20 protein-coding genes are annotated in these 20,684 nt (G+C 44.6%); 8 read left to right on the top strand and 12 right to left on the bottom strand.

All coding sequences use genetic code 11. The features are described 5' to 3' along the window. Positions 1-166: 166 nt before the first annotated feature. Positions 167-742, bottom strand: a complete 576-nt coding sequence (locus Xbud_RS04490) for an aminodeoxychorismate synthase component II (protein ID WP_099134945.1) — start codon at positions 740-742, stop codon at positions 167-169. A 333-nt stretch (positions 743-1,075) separates the two neighbouring features. After that, positions 1,076-1,645 carry a peptidylprolyl isomerase A gene (gene ppiA, locus Xbud_RS04485; RefSeq protein WP_099134944.1) on the bottom strand — a complete coding sequence of 190 codons (570 nt, stop codon included), beginning with the start codon at positions 1,643-1,645 and terminating at the stop codon, positions 1,076-1,078. A 392-nt stretch (positions 1,646-2,037) separates the two neighbouring features. Between ppiA and yihA the strand changes: the two genes are divergently transcribed. Next, complete coding sequence (gene yihA, locus Xbud_RS04480) at positions 2,038-2,661, top strand: ribosome biogenesis GTP-binding protein YihA/YsxC (RefSeq protein ID WP_099134943.1); 624 nt, start codon at positions 2,038-2,040, stop codon at positions 2,659-2,661. Between the two features lie 93 nt (positions 2,662-2,754). Here the strand turns inward: yihA and spfP are convergent, their stop codons facing one another. The 4 genes from spfP to Xbud_RS04465 form a co-directional block, all read right to left on the bottom strand. Further along, entirely contained in the window at positions 2,755-2,802 is a 48-nt protein-coding gene (gene spfP, locus Xbud_RS21565; protein ID WP_438361642.1) for a small protein SpfP, read from the bottom strand. Between the two features lie 281 nt (positions 2,803-3,083). Beyond that, complete coding sequence (polA, locus tag Xbud_RS04475) at positions 3,084-5,906, bottom strand: DNA polymerase I (RefSeq protein WP_099134942.1); 2,823 nt, start codon at positions 5,904-5,906, stop codon at positions 3,084-3,086. Between the two features lie 390 nt (positions 5,907-6,296). Further along, positions 6,297-6,920 (bottom strand): thiol:disulfide interchange protein DsbA, encoded by a 624-nt coding sequence (gene dsbA / locus Xbud_RS04470; protein WP_099134941.1) that lies wholly within the window; start codon positions 6,918-6,920, stop codon positions 6,297-6,299. A gap of 17 nt (positions 6,921-6,937) precedes the next feature. Beyond that, positions 6,938-7,915: a serine/threonine protein kinase gene (locus tag Xbud_RS04465; RefSeq protein ID WP_099134940.1), complete on the bottom strand. Its 978-nt coding sequence runs from the start codon at positions 7,913-7,915 to the stop codon at positions 6,938-6,940. A gap of 248 nt (positions 7,916-8,163) precedes the next feature. Here Xbud_RS04465 and mobA point away from each other — a divergent pair, with 248 nt between their 5' ends. Together mobA and mobB are read left to right on the top strand one after the other, a co-directional pair. Then, positions 8,164-8,763, top strand: coding sequence for a molybdenum cofactor guanylyltransferase MobA (gene mobA, locus Xbud_RS04460; protein WP_209028671.1), 600 nt, complete (start codon positions 8,164-8,166; stop codon positions 8,761-8,763). Further along, a complete protein-coding gene (gene mobB, locus Xbud_RS04455) occupies positions 8,760-9,278 on the top strand; it encodes a molybdopterin-guanine dinucleotide biosynthesis protein MobB (RefSeq protein WP_099134938.1) in 519 nt (172 codons plus the stop codon). Before mobA ends, mobB begins: the two co-directional genes overlap by 4 nt. A gap of 486 nt (positions 9,279-9,764) precedes the next feature. Here the strand turns inward: mobB and lsrG are convergent, their stop codons facing one another. The 6 genes from lsrG to lsrA form a co-directional block, all read right to left on the bottom strand. After that, positions 9,765-10,064, bottom strand: coding sequence for a (4S)-4-hydroxy-5-phosphonooxypentane-2,3-dione isomerase (gene lsrG, locus Xbud_RS04445; RefSeq protein WP_099134936.1), 300 nt, complete (start codon positions 10,062-10,064; stop codon positions 9,765-9,767). A gap of 1 nt (position 10,065) precedes the next feature. Then, entirely contained in the window at positions 10,066-10,950 is an 885-nt protein-coding gene (gene lsrF, locus Xbud_RS04440; protein ID WP_099134935.1) for a 3-hydroxy-5-phosphonooxypentane-2,4-dione thiolase, read from the bottom strand. Positions 10,951-10,994: 44 nt separating this feature from the next. Then, positions 10,995-12,077, bottom strand: coding sequence for an autoinducer 2 ABC transporter substrate-binding protein LsrB (gene lsrB / locus Xbud_RS04435; protein WP_099134934.1), 1,083 nt, complete (start codon positions 12,075-12,077; stop codon positions 10,995-10,997). A 90-nt stretch (positions 12,078-12,167) separates the two neighbouring features. After that, a complete protein-coding gene (gene lsrD, locus Xbud_RS04430; RefSeq protein WP_099134933.1) occupies positions 12,168-13,181 on the bottom strand; it encodes an autoinducer 2 ABC transporter permease LsrD in 1,014 nt (337 codons plus the stop codon). Beyond that, complete coding sequence (lsrC, locus tag Xbud_RS04425; protein WP_422645761.1) at positions 13,181-14,209, bottom strand: autoinducer 2 ABC transporter permease LsrC; 1,029 nt, start codon at positions 14,207-14,209, stop codon at positions 13,181-13,183. The genes lsrD and lsrC overlap by 1 nt, the downstream gene beginning before the upstream one ends. A gap of 5 nt (positions 14,210-14,214) precedes the next feature. Beyond that, complete coding sequence (lsrA, locus tag Xbud_RS04420) at positions 14,215-15,804, bottom strand: autoinducer 2 ABC transporter ATP-binding protein LsrA (protein ID WP_099134931.1); 1,590 nt, start codon at positions 15,802-15,804, stop codon at positions 14,215-14,217. A 435-nt stretch (positions 15,805-16,239) separates the two neighbouring features. Between lsrA and lsrR the strand changes: the two genes are divergently transcribed. The 5 genes from lsrR to Xbud_RS20105 all read left to right on the top strand — a co-directional run bounded on the left by lsrR (position 16,240) and on the right by Xbud_RS20105 (position 20,510). Further along, entirely contained in the window at positions 16,240-17,154 is a 915-nt protein-coding gene (gene lsrR, locus Xbud_RS04415; protein WP_244589859.1) for a transcriptional regulator LsrR, read from the top strand. Between the two features lie 110 nt (positions 17,155-17,264). After that, positions 17,265-18,857 carry an autoinducer-2 kinase gene (lsrK, locus tag Xbud_RS04410; RefSeq protein ID WP_169923024.1) on the top strand — a complete coding sequence of 531 codons (1,593 nt, stop codon included), beginning with the start codon at positions 17,265-17,267 and terminating at the stop codon, positions 18,855-18,857. Between the two features lie 108 nt (positions 18,858-18,965). Next, positions 18,966-19,976 (top strand): AAA family ATPase, encoded by a 1,011-nt coding sequence (locus Xbud_RS04405; RefSeq protein WP_099134928.1) that lies wholly within the window; start codon positions 18,966-18,968, stop codon positions 19,974-19,976. Further along, a complete protein-coding gene (locus tag Xbud_RS20110) occupies positions 19,973-20,161 on the top strand; it encodes a hypothetical protein (protein WP_211283491.1) in 189 nt (62 codons plus the stop codon). The genes Xbud_RS04405 and Xbud_RS20110 overlap by 4 nt, the downstream gene beginning before the upstream one ends. A 7-nt stretch (positions 20,162-20,168) precedes the next feature. Then, positions 20,169-20,510 carry a hypothetical protein gene (locus Xbud_RS20105; protein ID WP_211283490.1) on the top strand — a complete coding sequence of 114 codons (342 nt, stop codon included), beginning with the start codon at positions 20,169-20,171 and terminating at the stop codon, positions 20,508-20,510. Positions 20,511-20,684 lie beyond the last annotated feature (174 nt).

The following is a 20,684-nucleotide window of genomic DNA, read 5'->3' as shown; positions in this document are numbered from 1 at the left end:
GCAGCCCATAGAGCACTGGCTTTTTGCTTTCCATCCTTCAGCTTTTCTCATCCCTTAAAAAAATGAAACCCGCTGGCGCATAAATTAGTGATATAAACTGCTCACAGCTGCTTCGTAAAAAATGGCCGTAAACAACCGCCAAAAAGAGGGATTAAATCGTTCTTCGTTAATACTTAAGAAAATTATTCAGCAGTTCATGCCCTTGTTCACTCAGGATGCTTTCCGGATGGAACTGCACGCCTTCCAAGGGGAGGGTTCGGTGGCGTATTCCCATTATCTCATCCACATTACCATCATGCTGGCTCCATGCCGTAACTTCAAAGGATGCAGGTAACGTTTCTGCGGCGATGACCAAAGAGTGGTAACGGGTAACAGTCAGCGGACGATTCAATCCCCTAAATACACCTTGTTGGTTATGGTGAATTAAACAGGTTTTTCCGTGCATTACCTCACGGGCTTTAACAACACTCGCGCCAAAAGCCTGACCAATCGCCTGATGTCCGAGACACACCCCCAGAATTGGCAATTTCCCGGCAAAGTGTGAAATGGCTTCCAGAGAGATCCCTGATTCATCTGGTGTACAAGGTCCCGGAGAGATCACTAAATGAGTCGGTGCCAATTTCTCGATATCTTCAAGCTGTAATTCATCATTACGCTTAACTAAAACATTCGTCCCCAACTCACAAAAATATTGATATAAATTGAATGTAAAAGAGTCGTAGTTATCTATTATTAATAACATAGGAGTTCATCCTACTGATTTTTATAGTTTTATATATTGCGTTGTCCTATTGGACATTATGCGTTCTGTATCACGGTAAAATTAGGTAAAGCAGCACCAACGGTAGCGGGACACTCATCATACCACATAGGCATTTTTAAAATAGGGGCAGGAGTTACCGCCAGATAGCGGCATATATTCATAGTGCGGTTTTTTTCGTGCGAAAACGATAGAGGAATGAGAGAGGGAGACGGCACTTTAAAAACTCTGAAACTTCAAAAAAGGTGTAATAATAGGCAAATACCGTCTCATTCTCTATCTTTCAGGCCAAAAAACGTGGTTTTCTCATCAAGGTTATTGGGAAACAACCTTTGCAGAAAGGATCACAATCGGTTTCACAGGAACATTTTGGTAAGGCCCAACATTTTCTGTTTTGACCTGAGAAATTTTGTCAACCACATCCATCCCTTTCACTACCTTACCAAAGACGGCATAGCCAAAATCACGCTGACCGTGGTCAAGAAAAGCATTATCAGTCACATTAATGAAAAACTGACTGGTTGCACTATCCTTATCTGCGGTGCGCGCCATCGCAATTGTTCCACGCAAGTTACGTAATCCATTATCGGCTTCATTTTTGATTGGAGCTTTGGTTACTTTCTGTTTCATATCTTTTGTAAAGCCCCCTCCCTGAATCATGAAACCGGGAATGACGCGATGGAAAATCGTATTGTTATAAAAACCCTCACTCACATACTCAACGAAATTCTTTGTGGTAATCGGTGCCTTATTGCTATCCAGTTCAAGCTCTATTTCACCTGCTGATGTCACCAGCTTCACGTGAGTTTCGGCAGCCAATGCTGGAGCAGACATTACACTGATAGCACATGCCGTCATAAGCGACACAAAAATATGTTTAAACATTGATGGTTCCTTTATTCTTGAGGTCAATAACAAAACCCATAAAACTCATTAAGTGTAATTCCCTATAGCGCTAAGTTGCAAAGATTTACCAACTTTTACGAGTAATTATGAGTTTTGCTGAAGAATATCTATCTAAGTAAATATTATATTCTCATATTCTGGGCAGAGTTTATTTTTGGAATAGCGTCTATCTTGGTATGCTTTCGTACATATTTAGGCAGGAAAAAATTGCAGAATATTCTTTGTCACGTTAGGCAAAAATAATTTCAATCAAAAAACCAAAATATGTCGAAATAGAAACACCACAATAAAGTTACACCTGTCCACAAGCCGTTGCTCTCGGTATAATCACTGCGCTGTTTTTTCGTATATTCCGCAGGGAGATAACCATTTTGACCATCAAAAGCTACAACTATCATACGACCCACTTTGTCACGAGTGCACCTGACATTCGCCACCTGCCTCAAGATGTAGGCATTGAGGTCGCGTTTGCCGGTCGGTCAAATGCCGGTAAATCCAGTGCGCTGAATGCACTGACCCAGCAAAAGAGCCTTGCCCGTACCAGTAAAACTCCCGGACGAACTCAGTTGATTAACTTGTTCGAGGTGGAAGAAGGCATACGCCTCGTTGACTTGCCGGGTTATGGCTATGCGCAAGTACCGGAAGAAATGAAACTCAAGTGGCAGAGAGCATTGGGCGAATATCTCCAGAAACGTGAATGCTTACAGGGGCTGGTGGTATTGATGGATATCCGTCATCCACTAAAAGATCTGGATATGCAGATGATCGAATGGGCGGTCGTGATGCAGGTGCCAGTCATGATACTACTGACCAAAGCCGATAAACTGGCATCAGGGGCACGCAAAAACCAATTAAACAAAGTACGTCAGGAATTGGCGGGTCTGGAAGGTGATATTCAGATCGAGAATTTCTCTGTTCTGAAAAAAATCGGCATAGACAAACTTGAACAGAAACTTAATAACTGGTTCAGCCAGCCCACTATTGAGGTGGAGTAATTTCCACCTTTTCCCCTCTCATCTTCTGCAACAATCGTAAATCGCGCATAAAAAAACGCCCCAGTCAAAAGGGATGACTGGGGCAGCTAATATTCAGCTAAATCCGATTACGTGAAGTAAAAGGTCTGAAAGATAGAACATCTTACCTCTGTACCCTACGCCGACAACTCTACCCTATTTTTTTTATCAACAAAAGATTTTTTTGTAATTAATTTTCACGTAATGCCTCGATTCAGCCGCAATTATGTGATCAATATCCGTCATTACACCATTTTTATTGTAGTTTAATTACATATTTGTGGGATCTGGATCTAATCTAAAATCTAACCGAAATTCTTGTTTCACGCCCATCCACGGCATAATAAAGATAGCCACAGCGCATTTAATGAGCTGTGGATTTCATAAAAATTATTCAATAAAGATTAGTGAGCCTGATCCCAATTTTCTCCTACCCCCACATCAACTTTCAGAGGGACACCAAGCTGCATACTTTTCTCCATCAACTCCCTGATTTTCTGTTCCGCGATAGCCAGCTCTGATTCATGTACTTCAAACACCAATTCATCATGAACCTGCATAATCATACGCACATTCGGTTGTGCAGTGACGATCCAATCATCCACCGCTATCATAGCCAATTTAATAATATCTGCCGCTGTTCCCTGCATCGGGGCATTAATGGCCTCACGCTCAGAAGCCTTACGACGTATGGCATTACGCGATTTAATATCTGGCAGATACAGACGACGACCTTCCAGCGTCTCAACAAATCCGTGTTCAGCAGCCTGTTGACGAGTGCGCTCCATATATTCCAGTACACCCGGATAACGCTCAAAATAGAGATCCATATAGCGCTGGGCTTCCCCACGCGGAATACCCAATTGGCGGGACAAACCAAACGAACTCATGCCATAAATCAGACCAAAGTTAATCGCTTTCGCGCTGCGGCGCTGTTCGCTGGTAACTTGATCCAGTGGCACACCAAAGACTTCCGCGGCCGTAGCACGGTGAATGTCTTTGCCTTGTGCGAAAGCATCCAATAATCCTTTATCCTGAGATAAATGCGCCATAATACGCAACTCAATCTGCGAATAGTCCGCAGCCATGATGCGATAGCCCTCTGGTGCAATAAATGCCTGGCGAATACGTCGCCCTTCTTCATTACGAACAGGAATATTTTGCAGGTTAGGATCACGGGAAGAGAGACGTCCGGTTGCGGTCACCGCCTGATGATAAGAAGTGTGAACACGCTGAGTCAGCGGGCTGACCATCAGCGGCAATTTATCGGTATAAGTGGATTTCAGTTTTGCCAGGCCACGGTGTTCCAAAATAATTCTCGGTAACTCGTGATCTTCCGCCAGCTCTTCCAACACTTCTTCATTCGTGGATGGTGCACCATTCGGCGTTTTTTTCAAAACAGGCAGATTCATCTTTTCAAACAAGATGACCTGCAATTGTTTAGGTGAAGCAAGATTGAACTCTTCTCCAGCCAACTCATAAGCGGCTTTTTCCAGTTCGAGCAAACGAGCCGTAATCTCCTTCGAATGTTCTGCCAACGTGTTAGCATCGATCAAAACACCTGTCCGTTCCATGCGAGAAAGTACAGGAACCAACGGCATTTCGATGTCCTGAAAAACTTTTTTCAATGTCGGCACATTCTCTATCTGTGGATACATAGCCTGATGCAACCGCAGAGTGATATCTGCATCTTCCGCAGCATATTTTGCCGCTTCTTCCAATGGGATCTGGTTGAAAGTAAGCTGTTTTTTACCTTTGCCCGCAATTTCTTCAAAAGTCGTGGTTTTATATCCCAAATGACGCTCGGCAAGACTGTCCATATCATGCCGCCCTGCAACACTGTTCAGGACATACGATTCCAGCATCGTATCAAAAACGATACCATTCAATGCCACACCGTGGCGTTCCAGTACACCGCGATCAAATTTTAGGTTCTGACCAACCTTAGGCAGGTTGGCATCTTCCAACAGCGGTTTCAGTGCTGTAAGCACTTCGTGCAGATCCAACTGTTGTGGCGCGTCCAGGTAATCGTGTCCCAACGGCAGATAAGCGGCTTCAACATTAGGTTCACCCTCTGAAGATTTGATCACTGCAACAGCAAAAGACATTCCAATCAGATTGGCAGTTAAAGTATCAAGCCCATCTGTTTCAGTATCGAACGAAAATGCTGGTGCCTGCTTTAGTTTCCCAATCCATTCATCAAGAGACTTCTGATCAAGGATAGTCTGGTAGCTTTCGGGAGAAATATTAGCTACGGCAGGTGTGCTGGCTGCTGTGGATTTATTCGTCGTGCTGCTCGTTGGCTTTTGCCCGCTTTTCTCCGACGGACGGCTTTCTAACCAACTGCCATTTTGTACATCGCTCAACCAGCGTTTAAATTCATAGTGACCGAACAGCGCCAATAATTCATCGTTATCAGGTGCGGAAACCGTAAGATCCAGACAGGTTTTATCCAGCTCAACATCGGTTTTAATGGTCGCCAACTGATGAGAAAGGTAAGCAACCTCTTTATGCTGCTCCATTTTTCCACCCAGCGTTTTTGCACCACGGAAACTGAGTGTCACAATCTCATCAAGTCTGGCGTAGATCTCATTCAACCCACCAATGCCCTGTAATAGTCCTAGCGCCGTTTTCTCGCCAACTCCCGGCACACCAGGAATGTTATCGGAAGAATCCCCCATCAATGCAAGAAAATCGATAATTAATTCCGGAGGAATACCATATTTTTCAATGACTTCATCCGGCCCCAAAATGGTGTTAGTCATGGTGTTGATCAGCGTGATATTAGGTGTCACCAACTGAGCCATGTCTTTATCGCCTGTGCTAATCAGAACTGAACGTCCCTCTTTTTCTGCCTGCAACGCCAAAGTACCAATGACGTCATCTGCTTCAACCCCCGGCACAACCAAAATTGGCAGTCCCATTGCCTTGACCATCTTATGCAGCGGCTCAATCTGCTCACGTAAATCATCCGGCATCGGTGGACGATGAGATTTATATTCAGCAAATAATTCATCACGGAACGTCTTGCCTTTAGCGTCAAATACAACCGCCACATGGCTGGGTTTATATTGCAGGATTAAACTGCGCAGCATATTCAGCACACCATACATGGCGCCTGTCGGTTCGCCTGTGCTGTTTGTCAGAGGAGGGAAAGCATGGTATGCACGATAAAGGTATGAAGAACCATCAACCAAAATCAGGGGATTGTCTGCTATCTGTACCATAAAATTGTCTTCGTCGTTCTGTATATGAATAAAGAATAGAATGCCATACTGTACTGTCATAGACGAATTTTGCGATAATTTTCTCGTTCTGTTACCAATGTCCTCTATATGTCCTGACAAATATTCTGATAAATAAACTGTGGATAACTTTGTGCACAAAAAATTGGCACATAAAACAGATTTATGTTTATCCATGTTAAAAAGGAATAACTGAGAGTAAAAATCAATGAATTACGTCAAATATTATGAAAGTATTGCAACTACTTACAAATCACTGACTTGTGGATATAACCGGAGTTTATGTTATGAAAGGCTGTTTCAAGCAAGTATTGTGCCAATCTTATAGTAACAGGCACAATACTTGTATCATTTTATATTAATAGTGACTGATTATTTTTTTGTTACCAAATAATTCACAACATCAGAATATTTTTTGGCATAATCTTGAGCAGATTTAACATCTATTCCGCCATTATTAATCATATATTTTCCATTAACAAAAGTTGCCGGAACACCTTGCAGTTGTAAGGCTTGAGCCGCCTGACGTTCTTTAGCTGCCACAGATTTCACAATGAAACTATTTAATGCTGCATCATATTCTTCACCAGGAACGCCCGCTTTGATAAAAGCGTTACGGATATCAGCCTTAGTGCTGATAGTCTGAGTTTTCTGGATACCATCAAATAGAATCGGCGTTACTTTATCCTGTACTTTCATAACGATAGCAACAGCCCAAGCATCTGTCAGATCTTTACCCAAAGGCCCCAGAAAATCGACATGGTAACGTTCATGGGTAACACTAGCAGGCAGGTTTTTCTGAATCGTACCAGGCACATGATAAATATTTTCAAACTGATAACAGTGTGGACAATAAAAAGAGAAAAACTCTAAAACCTGTGGTTGATCTGCAACAGGATCTTTTAATGCAACATATTGCTTGCCTTCAGAGAAGCCAGAAGCGCTGGCATTAAATGCCATAAACACTCCCACCAATGCGAGCCAAAATTTTTTCATAGTGTTCTCCAGAAAAATTAATACATCGGGGTTAACTGTAAGGGTGGTTCCTGTAACAACTGGATTTGTTCAGAAAAAAGATTTATCTGCTTATGCCAGAAGTCACCATCAGCCATCCACGGAAATGCTTTTGGAAAAGCCGGATCTTGCCAGCGACGAGCAACCCACGCCAGATAATAGACCATCCGCATTGCACGCAGTGGCTCTATCAGCGCCAGTGTTTTCAGGTCAAACTCTGCAAATTGACCATATGACTCAAGCAGGATATCCAACTGGATCAATCTTTCCTGCCGTGAACCATTAAGTAACATCCATAAGTCCTGAATAGCCGGGCCATTGCGGGCATCATCAAGATCGACAAACCATGCCTCATCACGCCACAGGATATTACCAGCATGACAATCGCCATGCAGCCGCAATACCTGCCAATCAACATTCCATTGTGCTTCCACAGCTTTGTTCAGTTCATCCAGTGAAGTAAGGAAAGCGGCTCTGCGTCTGTCGGGGATGAGCTCGCACTCTGCCAAATATTGATATGGCTGGTATAAATATTCATTGAGATTGATAGTTGGACGGGCAGAAAATGTTTTCTGGCAACCGACTTGATGTATTTTACCCAACAATCGCCCTACATCTTCCAACTGATCAAAGTTATCAGCTTCATACTGCCGTCCGCCTACGCTGGGAAAAATAGCAAAAAAGAACCCACCATGCTCCAATACCGTCTGCCCATCAATAACCATCGGCGCAGCAACCGATAAATCTGCTTGCTGCAATGCCAGTGCAAACTCATGTTCTTCCCGAATTTGCTGCTGGCTCCAACGTTGAGGACGATAAAATTTCACGACATAACGTTTACGGTTTTCATCCATAAACTGATAAACCCGGTTCTCATAGCTATTCAATTCAGTCAAGCCAGAATCAACATACAAACCAGACTGCACCAAAGCATCCATTATTAAGTCCGGCGTAATATTTTGGAAATTAAAAGCCATTGTTTCCGTCACAACTCAGTTCTCTCTTTCATCAATCTTTAATAATCATACCCTGTGTGTACAGTCCTCAGCCAGCTTCTATAACCGTTCTTACAACAAGCATAATGATTGAAAGAAAAAATTGGTCTGTCAACAAGAGTAAGAGTTATACTCTCTTATTCCTGTAATATATTGTTACGTATTGATTTACAAGGGTTATATAACCAAATATAAAATATTTCATGACCAAGTATCAGGTGATTTCAATGATGTATCCAAAAATCAGTGGTGCAATTCTGGCTGGAGGGCTATCCACCCGCATGGGAGGAAATGATAAAGGACTATTACAATTTGGTGGCACACCATTATACCAACACATAGCAACAAAATTGCAGCCACAAGTTCATGAACTGTTGATTAATGCCAACCGTAATCAGTCGGTTTACCAGCAGAGTGGTTACCCGATTATACCGGACATTATCACTGATTTTTCTGGGCCACTGGCAGGAATGCTGGCGGTATTGAAGAAAGCTATTAATGAATGGGTTATGTTTGTCCCTTGTGATGTGCCGGATTTCCCTGATGACGTAGTGGAAAAACTTTGGCGCTATAAACAACATTCATGGGCGGCTTATGTACATGATTGCGAACGTGCACATCCGGCATTGGCTTTGATGCACCGTAGCCTGATACCCAGATTAGAAAGCTATCTTGCGTTGGGAGACAGAAAGCTGATGTTCTTTATGCAGATGATTAAAGCAAAAGCGGTCTATCTCCCTAATCCCACAGCCTTCACCAATTTGAACACACCAGAAGAGTGCCAAAACTGGCAATGCCAGCATTGGGAATGTCTTCGGGAGTCAGCATGAATCAAAGTACCTTCCCACCTAACCTGCCATTACTGGGAATTACCGCCTACAGTGGAACCGGTAAAACAACCCTGCTTAAACAGGTCATTCCTCTGTTATGTCAGCAACAAATACGTGTGGGATTGATCAAACACACTCACCATAATATGGATATCGATAAACCGGGTAAGGATAGTTATGAACTGCGTAAGGCTGGTGCAGCACAGACATTAGTTGCCAGCCAGCAGCGCTGGGCGTTGATGACAGAAACGCCTGAATTACCTGCATTGGATCTGTACTATCTTGCCAGCCGATTTAATGCAGATTCACTAGATTTAATTCTGGTTGAAGGTTTCAAGAGCGAAGCCATTCCCAAAATTGCGCTGTATCGGCATGGATTGAATCACTCCTTTGAGGAACTGCTTGATCCCCATGTGGTTGCCATTGCCAGCGATATCCCGCTGGCTACCTCACTGCCACAATTTGATATTAATCGACCAGAGCAAGTGGCAGAGTTTATTGCGCAGTGGCTTTGATTAACCCCGTCAACAGAAACAGAGTTATAAAATCATCAGTAGTAGCAAATGATGCCGGTGTTAAGGTTATTCTTTTGAAAGATATCCCAAAAACCTTCTGGCTGGGATTCAATTTCACTCTCCAGGAGGTTTGCTTTTTTCCACTCGAATTTACTGAATCCGGCTTTCTCAATAGCCTGTTCATAATTTTCACGATTCCATTGATACGTCGGGAACGAATTTGCCCAGCCAAAGGCTGGCCTCCGGTGAGAGGCAGCAGCCTCTCATTAATCCCCAGGAGCATAGATAACTATGTGACTGGAGTGAGCGAGTGAAGCCAACAAAGATGCAACTTGAAAGACGACGGGTATAACTGGGAAATATTATGAAGAACTTTAACATAGAAATTAGGTGGTAAATATTTCGGTTTAGTTATCGATAGCGCAACGCCCCGGCAACTAGTCCTAGTCCAAGGGCGTTATTCCTGCCTGATAATTTATCTTTTCCTTACGTCCCTTCCGGCATCAAACCAATAAATTTGATCTTTTTCCGTGACTCACTCATCAGTACTTCCAGTTTTTCAACACAGCGCAGGTAATGCGGAGTTTTCTTATGCGCTGCGACTGCGGCTTCATCGGTATAAGCTTCGTAGATATAAAAACGGGTCGGGATTTTTTCATCCTGTAATACATCAAACCGCAGATTACCCGGCTCTTTAACAGAACCAAGATGATTATCGCGAAATACTTCGATAAATTCGTCGATCTTGTCAGCTTTGACATTAATCTCCACTAATGTGACATGCATATTATTCTCTCTTCGCTTTTTCACTCAGGAACAATTCATAAGCCTGAGCAGGCTTCTCATTGTGATGTACAACCGCCTGAACGGCTTTCAACATCGCTACCGGCGCTTCTGACTGAAAGATATTACGACCCATATCAACACCTGATGCGCCTTGATCAATCGCCTGATAGCACATCATTAACGCATCCATTTCAGGTAGTTTTTTGCCTCCCGCAATAACAATCGGTACGGGACAACCCGCTGCAATCCGCTCAAAACCGGCATCGACATAATAGGTTTTGATGATATTCGCACCCATCTCCGCCGCAATACGAGTTGCCAGAGAGAAGTAACGTTGGTCACGAACCATATCTTTGCCAACACCTGTCACCGCCATTGTTGGCATCCCATAGCGCGTTCCCTGATCCACCAGCTTGATAATGTTTTTGATAGACTGGTGCTCATATTCTGAACCGATATAGACCTGCGCTGCTACTGCACAGACATTCAGCCGCAGCGCATCTTCCATCGCTACCGCAACAGCTTCATTAGAAAGTTCAGTCAAAATGGAATTCGCACCAGATGCGCGCAGTACTACAGGTTTATTTGTCGCTGGCGGAACCTGACTACGCAAAATACCGCGTGTACACATCAGCACATCGGTGTATTCAAACAGTGGAGCGATATTAATGTCGATACGTTCCAGCCCTGTCGTCGGCCCTTGAAAATAACCGTGGTCAAATGCCAACATCACCGTTTTATTGGTAGCAGGATTGAAAATCCGCGATAAACGGGATTGCATTCCCCAATCCAACGCACCACAGCCTTTCAGTTCAAACAATGTGTTCTTTTGCGGTGTATCAATGCCAAAATCTTTACCATCTTTGATATCATCTAAGTCTGCCATTTCTCCCTCCGGAAGGTTACAACGCGAAATCTATCGGATATGAATCAGAAATCGTATTGGTTAATGTTTTCTTTGGTAAAAATCACACGCTCCGGCATGACAACAATGCCATTGCCTTTCGCTTCATAGCTGTATCCCTGAACGCTGTTCGGTGAAACCTCAAGTGTACCGATATCAGGAATAACCAATTTATCCCCCACATTCAAATTGCCTTTTTTCAACATTTCATTGGCAACATGAATCGCTATCTTGCCCTGTTTCACCACATCCCACAGGGCGAACTGTTTGACTGTGCCGTTTTCTACGTAAGGACGCATCACATTCGGCGTACTGAATCCGACAATCGCCACATCCTTAAGTTTCAGGTTTTCCGCCGCTTGTGCCGCCGCAGGCAACGCATTGGCATCAGGAGCAATAATCACATCCAAATCTCCCCATGCTTTCAGAATGCCTTCCGCAGTCTGTAAAGACTTGGCGGCATCGTTATAACCAAATTGGGTAGTCACAACTTCCCAATCAGGATATTCCGCCGCAATCTTGGCTTTCGCTTCCTTTACCCATTGGTTTTGATCTGTCACAGTGGGGCTGGAGTAGAAAAATGCTACTTTTGTTTTATCCTTTTTCACTGCATGATCTTTTTTCACTTGATTAGCAGCCATTTCCACCAATATCCCACCCAGTTGTTTTGGCGTTCCCTGATCGATATAGATGGAGCGGCACTCCGGCACAGTGTCTGAATCCCAGGTCAACACTTTCACACCACGCTGCATGGCACGTTTCAGAGCCGGACACAAACCATCCGGTGATACTGCCGACACCACAATCGCGTTGTAACCCTGATTAACAAAGTTATTGATGAGCTGTACCTGCCCTGCCACACTTGGCTCAGTCGGGCCATCGTAAGTAACATCAATCCCCAAGTCTTTACCCGCAGCCTGTGCTCCTTGTCCACCACTGGTAAAGAACCCGACACCAACCAGTTTCGGAATAAATGCAATCTTGTCAGCAGCTTGTGCCCAGGAAGCACATGCCAGACTTAACGCACTTGCCAAAACCAGTTTTTTCACTATTAGTGTTTTACCTATTGATGTTTTAACTATTGGTATTTTAACTATTGGTGCTTTCATGCCTGTCTCCGCTCTTTTCTATTTCAGGAATAATTTTCTGTCTCAGGAATTTCTATCTCAGGAATAGTTCAGGAATCATTCAAGAATAGCTCATTGAAAAACCATAGCCCGCCAACGTTGCCACCAATCACGAATTTGATGGCGATGCAGTGAGACAGAGCGCCCGACCACAGCCATAATCAGCAAAGCACCAGATAATGCGCTGGATATCTGGTTTGGGATCCCCATCATCTGTAGCCCCTGCTGCAAATAGCCCACCAGCAGGACAGCCAATGCCGTGCCAATGATAGAGCCGGAGCCGCCGTAAATATTAGCTCCCCCCAACACCGCCGCAGTGATAGCTGGCATCAGGAACGAGCTGCCCAAATCAGAGCGAGCTGAACCGAAATAAGACACCAAAATAATCGCAGCCAGCGCAGAAGCTAAACCCGTAAAGACATACAACAGGCACAGTGTTTTATTGACAGGAATTGCAGCATAACGGGCAACACGGCTATTTTGCCCAATCAGAAAGACATTGCGTCCACGGTGAGTACGGTGCATAAACAGCCAGAACCCGATGACACAAACAATAAAGATAACTAACGGTACAGGCAGTTCCAGCAATGTCAGGTTAGCGAAATCAGTAAATGCAGCCGGAAAACCGCCAATGCCTTCATAACCTGTCGCACCCGATAACCCCGACAGTAATAATGCGCTACCACCAAACAGGTACATTGTCCCAAGGGTAATAACCAGAGGATTAACGCCAGTGTAGAAAATCAGCCCTGCATTAATCAAACCACAGAGCACGCCTGCAATCAGCGTCAAAGGGAGAGCAGCAACCATCGGTATCCCGGCCTGGTTCATAATCCCTAATGCAATGGCACATAAGCCGATAATCGCCCCAAACGAGATATCAATCCCACCACTGACAATTACCATCGTTAACGGCAAGGCGACAATACCAATACAGATAAAATCGCTGGTGCTAAACAGCAATACATTAATATCCAGCATCCGTGGATTTGCCATGCCAAACAACAGAATTTCCAGAACCAACAGAACAGCAAGAGCAGCTTCCCATCCATGACGTTGCCGACCATGGTTTTTAATCGCATTCATTATGACCGCCTCCTGTTTTCTTCTGCTGAATCTTTGACAGAATCATTGTCTGGCTTGAGGAAACGGGCATAACGTTGCTGACGTAAGTTCTTTGCAACGGCACTACGCAATCTGCCATCAAATACCAACACTGCCAGCAGAACCAGACCAGCAATAAAATCGTTCCACCATGCCGGCAGTCTGAGTAATACCAGCACACTATCTATCTGCGTCAGAAAATAAGCACCGAAAATAGCTCCTGTTACCGTTCCCATGCCACCGAGCAAACTAATTCCCCCCAAAACACAGGCGGCTATCGCTTTCATTTCCAGCCCGCTCCCGGTCTGATTCGGGATAAAACCAATCTGGGCGACAAATACAATGCCCGCCAACGCCGCCATTACGCCGTTCACGGCAAAGGCTGTAATACGAATACGACTAATAGGCACACCAAGCTGACGAGCACCTTGCAGATTGTCGCCCGTGGCATAGAATCCGCGACCAAAATTAATCATCCTCAACATCCACGTTATTACCAGAACCAGCAATATCAACAACCATCCAATGGGAGAAATCCCGAATAAGATTGGGTTAGCGAGCGCTTTCACATCCGCAGGTAATCCCTCAATCCATTTACCGCCTGTCAGCAACAACATCAAACCACGATACAAACCCAGCGTACCTAACGTCGCGACAATGGCCGGAATTTTCAGCCATACTACCAGCACGCCATTTACCAAACCTGCCGTCACACCGGTCAATAGTGTTATCAGGCAAGCTACCGGCAATGGAAAATCCGCATTGAGTGACATTCCCAATACGACAGCACACAACCCCATTGTTGAACCAACAGAGACATCAATATTGCGGGTGAGCATCACCAGCGTTGCCCCCATTGCCAATAACATCAGGATTTGCGCATTAGAGAAAATCATCGTGATGGTCTGGAAATTGAAAGTATGGTGTTCCAGGCTTCTTAACAGAAGAAACAAACCTAAAATGGCAGTCAGCGCGGTGACTTCACGATTGTTCTGGATAAAGTTTTGGATAAACTTCAGCATGATGCCCTCTCGCCATTTTCCTGTTCACCAAAAGAAAGATGCATAATCGCATCCACACTCATGCTGGATTTATCAAGGTGACCACAAATTTCGCCGTGGTGCATAACCAATACCCTATCCGCCAACTGTACGACCTCATCAAGATCAGACGAAATAAGCAAAACTGCCACTTGCTGGCTGGCAATGTTACGGATCAGTTGATAAATTTCATGGCGTGCGCCGACATCAACACCACGTGTCGGCTCATCAATAATCAAAACGGCTGGCTTTGCTTCCAAGCATTTGGCAATCAAAATCTTTTGCTGATTCCCGCCGGACAGGGTACGCGCAGGTTGGTTGGCATGACTGTAACGAATATTGAGCGCCCGGCGATAACGCTCAAGCACTGCGGCATCATAAGCAGGACGAGCCCAAAACGTGCTTTGGTTGTGGATCAGTGAACAAACATTCCAACTCAAGGGAGCATCGAGGAACAATCCCGATGCCTGTCGATCTTCCGGCAGATAAATCAGGCCACATCGCAATCGTGCTGCTGTATCCAGTGGGTTGAGTACCTGTTGGTGCAAACGGATCTCGCCACTCACAATAGGCCGCAATCCGTATAGCGTTTCCGCCAGTTCTGTACGCCCTGCTCCAACAACTCCTGCCAAACCAACAATTTCTCCCGCCTTCAAGGTCAGACTGATATTACGAAAACCTTCACCACACAGAGAAACCACTTCGAGCACCGGAGCCTGAAGATTGCTATCGGATAAATGATTATCGGCGTCCAACCATAGTTTCTGCGTTTCTGTTAATGCAGATAATGCAGAAGCTTTTGCCTCCGGCGTAATTGCCCGAATGATTGTTTCAGTCGAAAAATCCACAGTCGGCCCACTGAGTGCAATCCCTCCATCCCGCATAACACTGACACAGTCAGCAAACTGGCGAATTTCAGGTAATTTGTGGGAAATAAAAATGATCCCCACTTGTTGCTGTTGCAACTCCCGTACCCGTTCAAACAATCGCTCTGTTTCCGCAGGAGTCAGAGAAGCTGTCGGTTCATCAAGGATCAAAATACGGGAATTGCGCATCAGACCACGCATGATTTCCACCATCTGTTGATCTGCTACATCCAGACTTCCGGCTGACGCATTCAGATCCAACCGACAATTCAGTTGCACCAACAATTGTTGCATACGGCTTTTACTGGCTTGATGCTTAGGCAGATAGAACAGAATGTTTTCCTGAACAGAAAGATTGGGAAATAACAAAGGTTCCTGCGGTACTAGATAAATACCTAACTGATGGGCTTTGGCTGGTGTCAGATGGTTAATGGTATTTCCTTCCAACATCAGTGTTCCGGCATCCGGCTGTTCAAGACCCGCAATGATTTTCACCAGCGTCGATTTACCAGCCCCATTTCCTCCTAACAAAGCATGAACCTGTCCTGACATCAGAGTAAAATCAACCTGTTTCAACACCACCAAACCGGAAAACTGTTTACCGATCCCCCGGACAACCAGAAGCGGTGGTGTATTGGCAGCATGTTTTTGCGATGAATGTATTTGCAATGAATCATTGGCGGAATTGCTTTGTGACATCATGCTACCTCAGGGGGTTTATGATTTTCGCGGCTGTACCTTATTGCTGTTTTCCATTTCTAATCCCGGATACTTAACCCCAATATCAATGTGAACATTTATCTTTTAAAATAACTTTTGTTCAAGACTCTAATCCATAATCTGAGTTTTTTGCAATATTTCGATCACATTTTGTGAAAAAGTTAGATCTTCATTAAAATATGTTCAATTTTTTGCGGCATACCTCTGGTACATCAGAGGCTTTCATGCTTAATTCTTTTCCAGGGGATTAAAGAAGTTGTTATGACGATCAAATCAAACAAGAAAAAATCAGTATCAGAGAAAGACGTGTCATCCGGTGAGTTTTATTATCCGGGTCATAGTTCGGGTAATACCTATATAGGTAATAACTATATAGGTAATAGCTATACTGAAAACAGCTATCCAGGAAACAGCATGAGTGAAGAAGAACTACTGGCACGAGTTGCCTGGTTTTACTATCACGATGGTCTGACACAAGGGGACATCGGTGAACTGCTTGGCCTGAGCCGCCTTAAGGTTTCCCGTTTACTGGAGAAAGGGCGGAAATCCGGTGTGATCCATGTTCAGATCAACTCACGCTATGAAGGGTGTCTGGAGCTGGAAGATACCCTTAAAAAACGCTTTAACCTCAATAAAGTGCGCGTTATACCAGACCTTGAAGGGATTAATCTGAATACCCGGTTGGGTACCGGAGCAGCTCATCTGTTGATGTCACTGATTGAACCTCGCCAACTTTTGTCCATTGGTTTTGGTGAAGCCCCTATGTGTACTTTGCAACATCTGAGCGGCTTTATTTCTTCCCAACAGATCCGGCTGGTGACGCTATCGGGTGGCGTTGGCCCTTATATGACAGGTATTGGTCAGCTCGATGCAGATTGCCCTGTCAGTATCATTCCTGCTCCACTGAGGGCATCAACCCAACAAGTCGCCACAACATTCCGCGAAGAACGCAGCGTGCGGGATGTGATACTTACCGCCTGTGCCGCCGATATCGCAGTCGTGGGCATTGGGGCAATCAACCAGAGACAACAGGCGACTATTATGCGTTCCGGTTATATCAGTGATGGTGAACAACTGATGTTTGGGCGCAAAGGGGCTGTGGGAGATATTCTCGGTCACTTTTTCAATACCGAAGGGGAACTGGTCGGTGATATCGACATTCATCAGGAACTGATTGGCCTTACCTTGTCAGAGCTGAAAACCATTCCGAACGTGATTGGTGTCGCTGGTGGTATTGAAAAAGCCGAAGCTATTGTTGCCGCACTGAAAGGGGGCTATATCAGTTCGCTGGTCACGGAAGAAAAAACCGCAAGGGCTATGCTGATGTGATCGTCTAATCATTTATCCCCAACAGGATAGGGGATATCCCCTGTGCCACATCGTAGTCAGTAATCAACAACCGGTAAGCTAATAAGATAACGACAAACGAGGATAGCATCATGAACCAACGCACTCATGCTCACCCATCAGGGAAGTATCTGATGGCGCTTGATGCAGGAACAGGCAGTATCCGTGCAGTAATATTTGATCTGGAAGGAAATCAAATCTCTGTTGGACAAGCGGAATGGGTTCACCAACCAGTACCGAATGTCGCAGGCTCAATGGAATTTGACCTGAAAAACAACTGGCGACTAGCCTGCCAATGTATCCGGCAGGCACTGCAAAAAGCGGAACTACCCGCCAGTGCGATTCAGAGTGTTGCAGCCTGTTCAATGCGGGAAGGTATCGTCCTTTACAACCGCAACGGTGATCCCATCTGGGCATGTGCCAACGTAGATGCCCGTTCCAGCCATGAAGTCAGTGAACTGAAAGAGTTATACAACAATACGTTTGAATATGATGTTTATCGTTATTCCGGCCAGACCTTAGCATTGGGCGCAATGCCTCGTCTGTTGTGGCTTGCCCATCACCGCTCCGATATCTATCGGCAGGCCAGTACCCTGACAATGATCAGCGATTGGCTGGCTTATATGTTGAGTGGCGAACTGGCAGTTGATCCTTCCAACGCAGGTACAACAGGCATGCTGGATTTGGTAAGCCGCGACTGGCGTCCAAGCTTGCTAGAAATGGCGGGATTGCGTTCCGATATCCTCTCCCCAGTTAAAGAAACCGGTACTTTACTTGGATACGTAACAAACAAAGCGGCAACCGAGTGCGGTTTGAATAGCGGTACACCGATTATTATGGGCGGCGGTGATGTCCAGCTCGGTTGCCTCGGTATTGGTGTCGTCAGACCTGCTCAAACTGCGGTACTTGGCGGCACATTCTGGCAGCAGGTAGTTAACCTGCCAGAGCCGATGACTGATCCCAACATGAACATCCGTATCAATCCCCACGTGATCCCCGGTATGGCGCAGGCAGAATCCATCAGCTTCTTCACTGGCCTCACCATGCGCTGGTTCCGTGATGCTTTCTGCGCGGAAGAAAAACTAATGGCGGAACGTCTGGGTGTTGATGCCTACAACCTGCTGGAAGAAATGGCAGCGCGAGTTCCTGTCGGTGCATATGGTGTGATGCCCATTTTCTCCGATGTCATGCGCTTTAAATCGTGGTATCACGCCGCCCCTTCCTTCCTCAATCTGTCGATTGATCCGGAAAAATGCAACAAGGCAACACTATTCAGGGCATTAGAGGAAAACGCAGCTATCGTTTCAGCCTGTAACCTCGATATGGTTGCAGCATTCTCAGGCGTACAACCAGATTCGCTGGTCTTCGCCGGCGGTGGTTCAAAAGGAAAACTCTGGAGCCAGATTCTCTCCAACGTAACCGGATTACCCGTGCGGGTTCCGGTAGTTAAGGAAGCGACAGCATTGGGCTGTGCGATAGCAGCCGGCGTCGGAGTTTCGCTGTATAATTCCATGCCAGAAACAGGGGAAAGATTAGTGCGTTGGGAACGGGAATATCAACCAAACTTAAGCCACCGAGAGGTTTACCAAAAAGCGAAGAAAGACTGGCAGACAGTATATGCGGATCAACTGCATTTGGTGGATGATGGTTTGACAACTTCGTTGTGGAAGGCGCCAGGGTTGTGATTTCCAGTTGTAAATGAAATTTGTAAGCGAAAATTGAGCAAGTGTAGCGGCTTGCTCAGTCATACTAAAGCCATTACTCTTACAAAAACAGCCAGATAGGAGTGCGCCATGTTTACCACTTTAGAATTAACAAATTTTAGTGCCTTTAAGCAGACTAAATTTGAATTTGTTTCTGGAATAAACGTTTTTATCGGTGAAAACGGAACCGGTAAAACCCATTTAATGAAACTGTTATATTGTGTGCAGCAAAAAGCGCACAATGCCGATGAGTTAAAACAGAAACTCGCAAATGTCTTTCGTCCAAGTGGCGGTAACGTTTCCAGACTAGTGGCACACAAAAAAGGGTTAACCAGCGCATTGGTCAATATCACTTCACGTCGTGGTCTGTCTGAAAAAACGTTTACCCTTAAGTTCGACAATACACGTCATCATCTCTTCGAAGTAGAAGGTCAACTTAATTTATCTAAAGAACCTGTTTTTATTCCCGTAAAAGAAGTATTGTCCTTCGCTCCTGGATTTATTTCGTTATACGACAAATATGAACTGGCATTTGAAGAAATCTATTACGACATCGTAAAACAGGCTTACCTACCTGCTCGCAAAGGAATGCCACTTAAAGATGAGCAACCCTTGCTGGAACTAATTCGTAAAACAATCGGAGGCCGTGTCAGTCTTCATGGAGAAGAATTCCAGTTAACTTCAGGGAATTCTAAATTAGAAATTTCCTTGATCGCTGAAGGTCATCGCAAATTAGCGCTAATTTGGCAACTCATTCATAATGGCTCTCTATTCAGAGACAACACCCTGTTTTGGGATGAACCAGAAGCTAACCTTAATCCTTCTTTAATGCTGAATGTCGCGAAAATACTCGTAATGCTCGCCGAACGTGGTGTACAAATCTTCGTTGCAACACATAACTATGCTTTTTTGAAAGAACTGGAATTTGCTAAGCAGCAAAACAGCCCTATACGTTATTTTGCGCTAGAAAGAACCAAACAAGATGGTGTAATAAAGCATATGTTTGAACAATATAAAGATGTGACACCCAACAAGATTGCCGATGAATATTTACGTCTGTATGACCTTGAAATTCAACATTCATTAGGGAATGCAAGATGACAACACAAATGCATCCTGAGTGGATTGAAGGTGATCTATATTTCGATTTTTCTAAAGCGCAATCAGTAAGAAAATTAGATAAAGAAGGTCCTGAGGGACATGGTCTCAGTTACTTACTGAAATCCGTCGATTTTGTAGTCGAATGGTCAAACCAACTTTGGTTAATTAGAAATCAAGGATCCTGAAAATGGAATGATCCCTAATCATCTTAAAGAAAGAGAACAAACAAAGTGCCGACGCAAGCTGCAAAGCGACAACTTTGTTAATAAAGAGTTATTTCCTAAGCTATGCGATAGTTTGCTCTATCTCAGCTTAGAACAAGGCATAGTAGACAAGCCCATGCAATATATCATTCTCATTGGCCTATCATCATTACAACCTGCCGAACTTGCTGGTTTACAACACAAACTTTGGCATACAGGTTGGATAAGAGGTCCGAAAAGAGGATGGAAAAAACCTTTTGAAATACATTGTATGACTGTACAACAATGGAACCGAGTATTAACTCAATGCCTAGTAATAAGAAAGAGCTAACTATCTGCCCCCCCAATAATAAAAGCCAGAATTGTTCTGATCTTTATTCGAAATAAAAGCAAAAATCCGCCTTCATAGGAAGGTGGCATTAATTTTGCCCTAAACACAAGCTTCTGCCATCTCTGTCACCTTCAAACTCAAAAAAGCCAAAACCTGTTACGAACCACGTCCACA

Source organism: Xenorhabdus budapestensis, from assembly GCF_002632465.1.
Lineage (GTDB): Bacteria > Pseudomonadota > Gammaproteobacteria > Enterobacterales > Enterobacteriaceae > Xenorhabdus > Xenorhabdus budapestensis.
The sequence above is the reverse complement of the archived record's forward strand: the minus strand, read 5'-3'. Positions and strand labels throughout refer to the sequence as shown.

Excerpts from the sequence above, each read along its gene's own strand:
- Xbud_RS04405 (WP_099134928.1), top strand. The coding sequence starts at position 18,966 with ATGTTTACCACTTTAGAATTAACAAATTTTAGTGCCTTTAAGCAGACT.
- ppiA (WP_099134944.1), bottom strand. The coding sequence starts at position 1,645 with ATGTTTAAACATATTTTTGTGTCGCTTATGACGGCATGTGCTATCAGT.
- lsrD (WP_099134933.1), bottom strand. The coding sequence starts at position 13,181 with ATGAATGCGATTAAAAACCATGGTCGGCAACGTCATGGATGGGAAGCT.
- lsrG (WP_099134936.1), bottom strand. The coding sequence starts at position 10,064 with ATGCATGTCACATTAGTGGAGATTAATGTCAAAGCTGACAAGATCGAC.
- dsbA (WP_099134941.1), bottom strand. The coding sequence starts at position 6,920 with ATGAAAAAATTTTGGCTCGCATTGGTGGGAGTGTTTATGGCATTTAAT.
- lsrR (WP_244589859.1), top strand. The coding sequence starts at position 16,240 with ATGAGTGAAGAAGAACTACTGGCACGAGTTGCCTGGTTTTACTATCAC.
- Xbud_RS20110 (WP_211283491.1), top strand. The coding sequence starts at position 19,973 with ATGACAACACAAATGCATCCTGAGTGGATTGAAGGTGATCTATATTTC.
- mobA (WP_209028671.1), top strand. The coding sequence starts at position 8,164 with ATGTATCCAAAAATCAGTGGTGCAATTCTGGCTGGAGGGCTATCCACC.
- lsrF (WP_099134935.1), bottom strand. The coding sequence starts at position 10,950 with ATGGCAGACTTAGATGATATCAAAGATGGTAAAGATTTTGGCATTGAT.
- lsrK (WP_169923024.1), top strand. The coding sequence starts at position 17,265 with ATGAACCAACGCACTCATGCTCACCCATCAGGGAAGTATCTGATGGCG.
- Xbud_RS04490 (WP_099134945.1), bottom strand. The coding sequence starts at position 742 with ATGTTATTAATAATAGATAACTACGACTCTTTTACATTCAATTTATAT.
- polA (WP_099134942.1), bottom strand. The coding sequence starts at position 5,906 with ATGGTACAGATAGCAGACAATCCCCTGATTTTGGTTGATGGTTCTTCA.
- Xbud_RS20105 (WP_211283490.1), top strand. The coding sequence starts at position 20,169 with ATGATCCCTAATCATCTTAAAGAAAGAGAACAAACAAAGTGCCGACGC.
- mobB (WP_099134938.1), top strand. The coding sequence starts at position 8,760 with ATGAATCAAAGTACCTTCCCACCTAACCTGCCATTACTGGGAATTACC.
- lsrA (WP_099134931.1), bottom strand. The coding sequence starts at position 15,804 with ATGTCACAAAGCAATTCCGCCAATGATTCATTGCAAATACATTCATCG.
- lsrB (WP_099134934.1), bottom strand. The coding sequence starts at position 12,077 with ATGAAAGCACCAATAGTTAAAATACCAATAGTTAAAACATCAATAGGT.
- Xbud_RS04465 (WP_099134940.1), bottom strand. The coding sequence starts at position 7,915 with ATGGCTTTTAATTTCCAAAATATTACGCCGGACTTAATAATGGATGCT.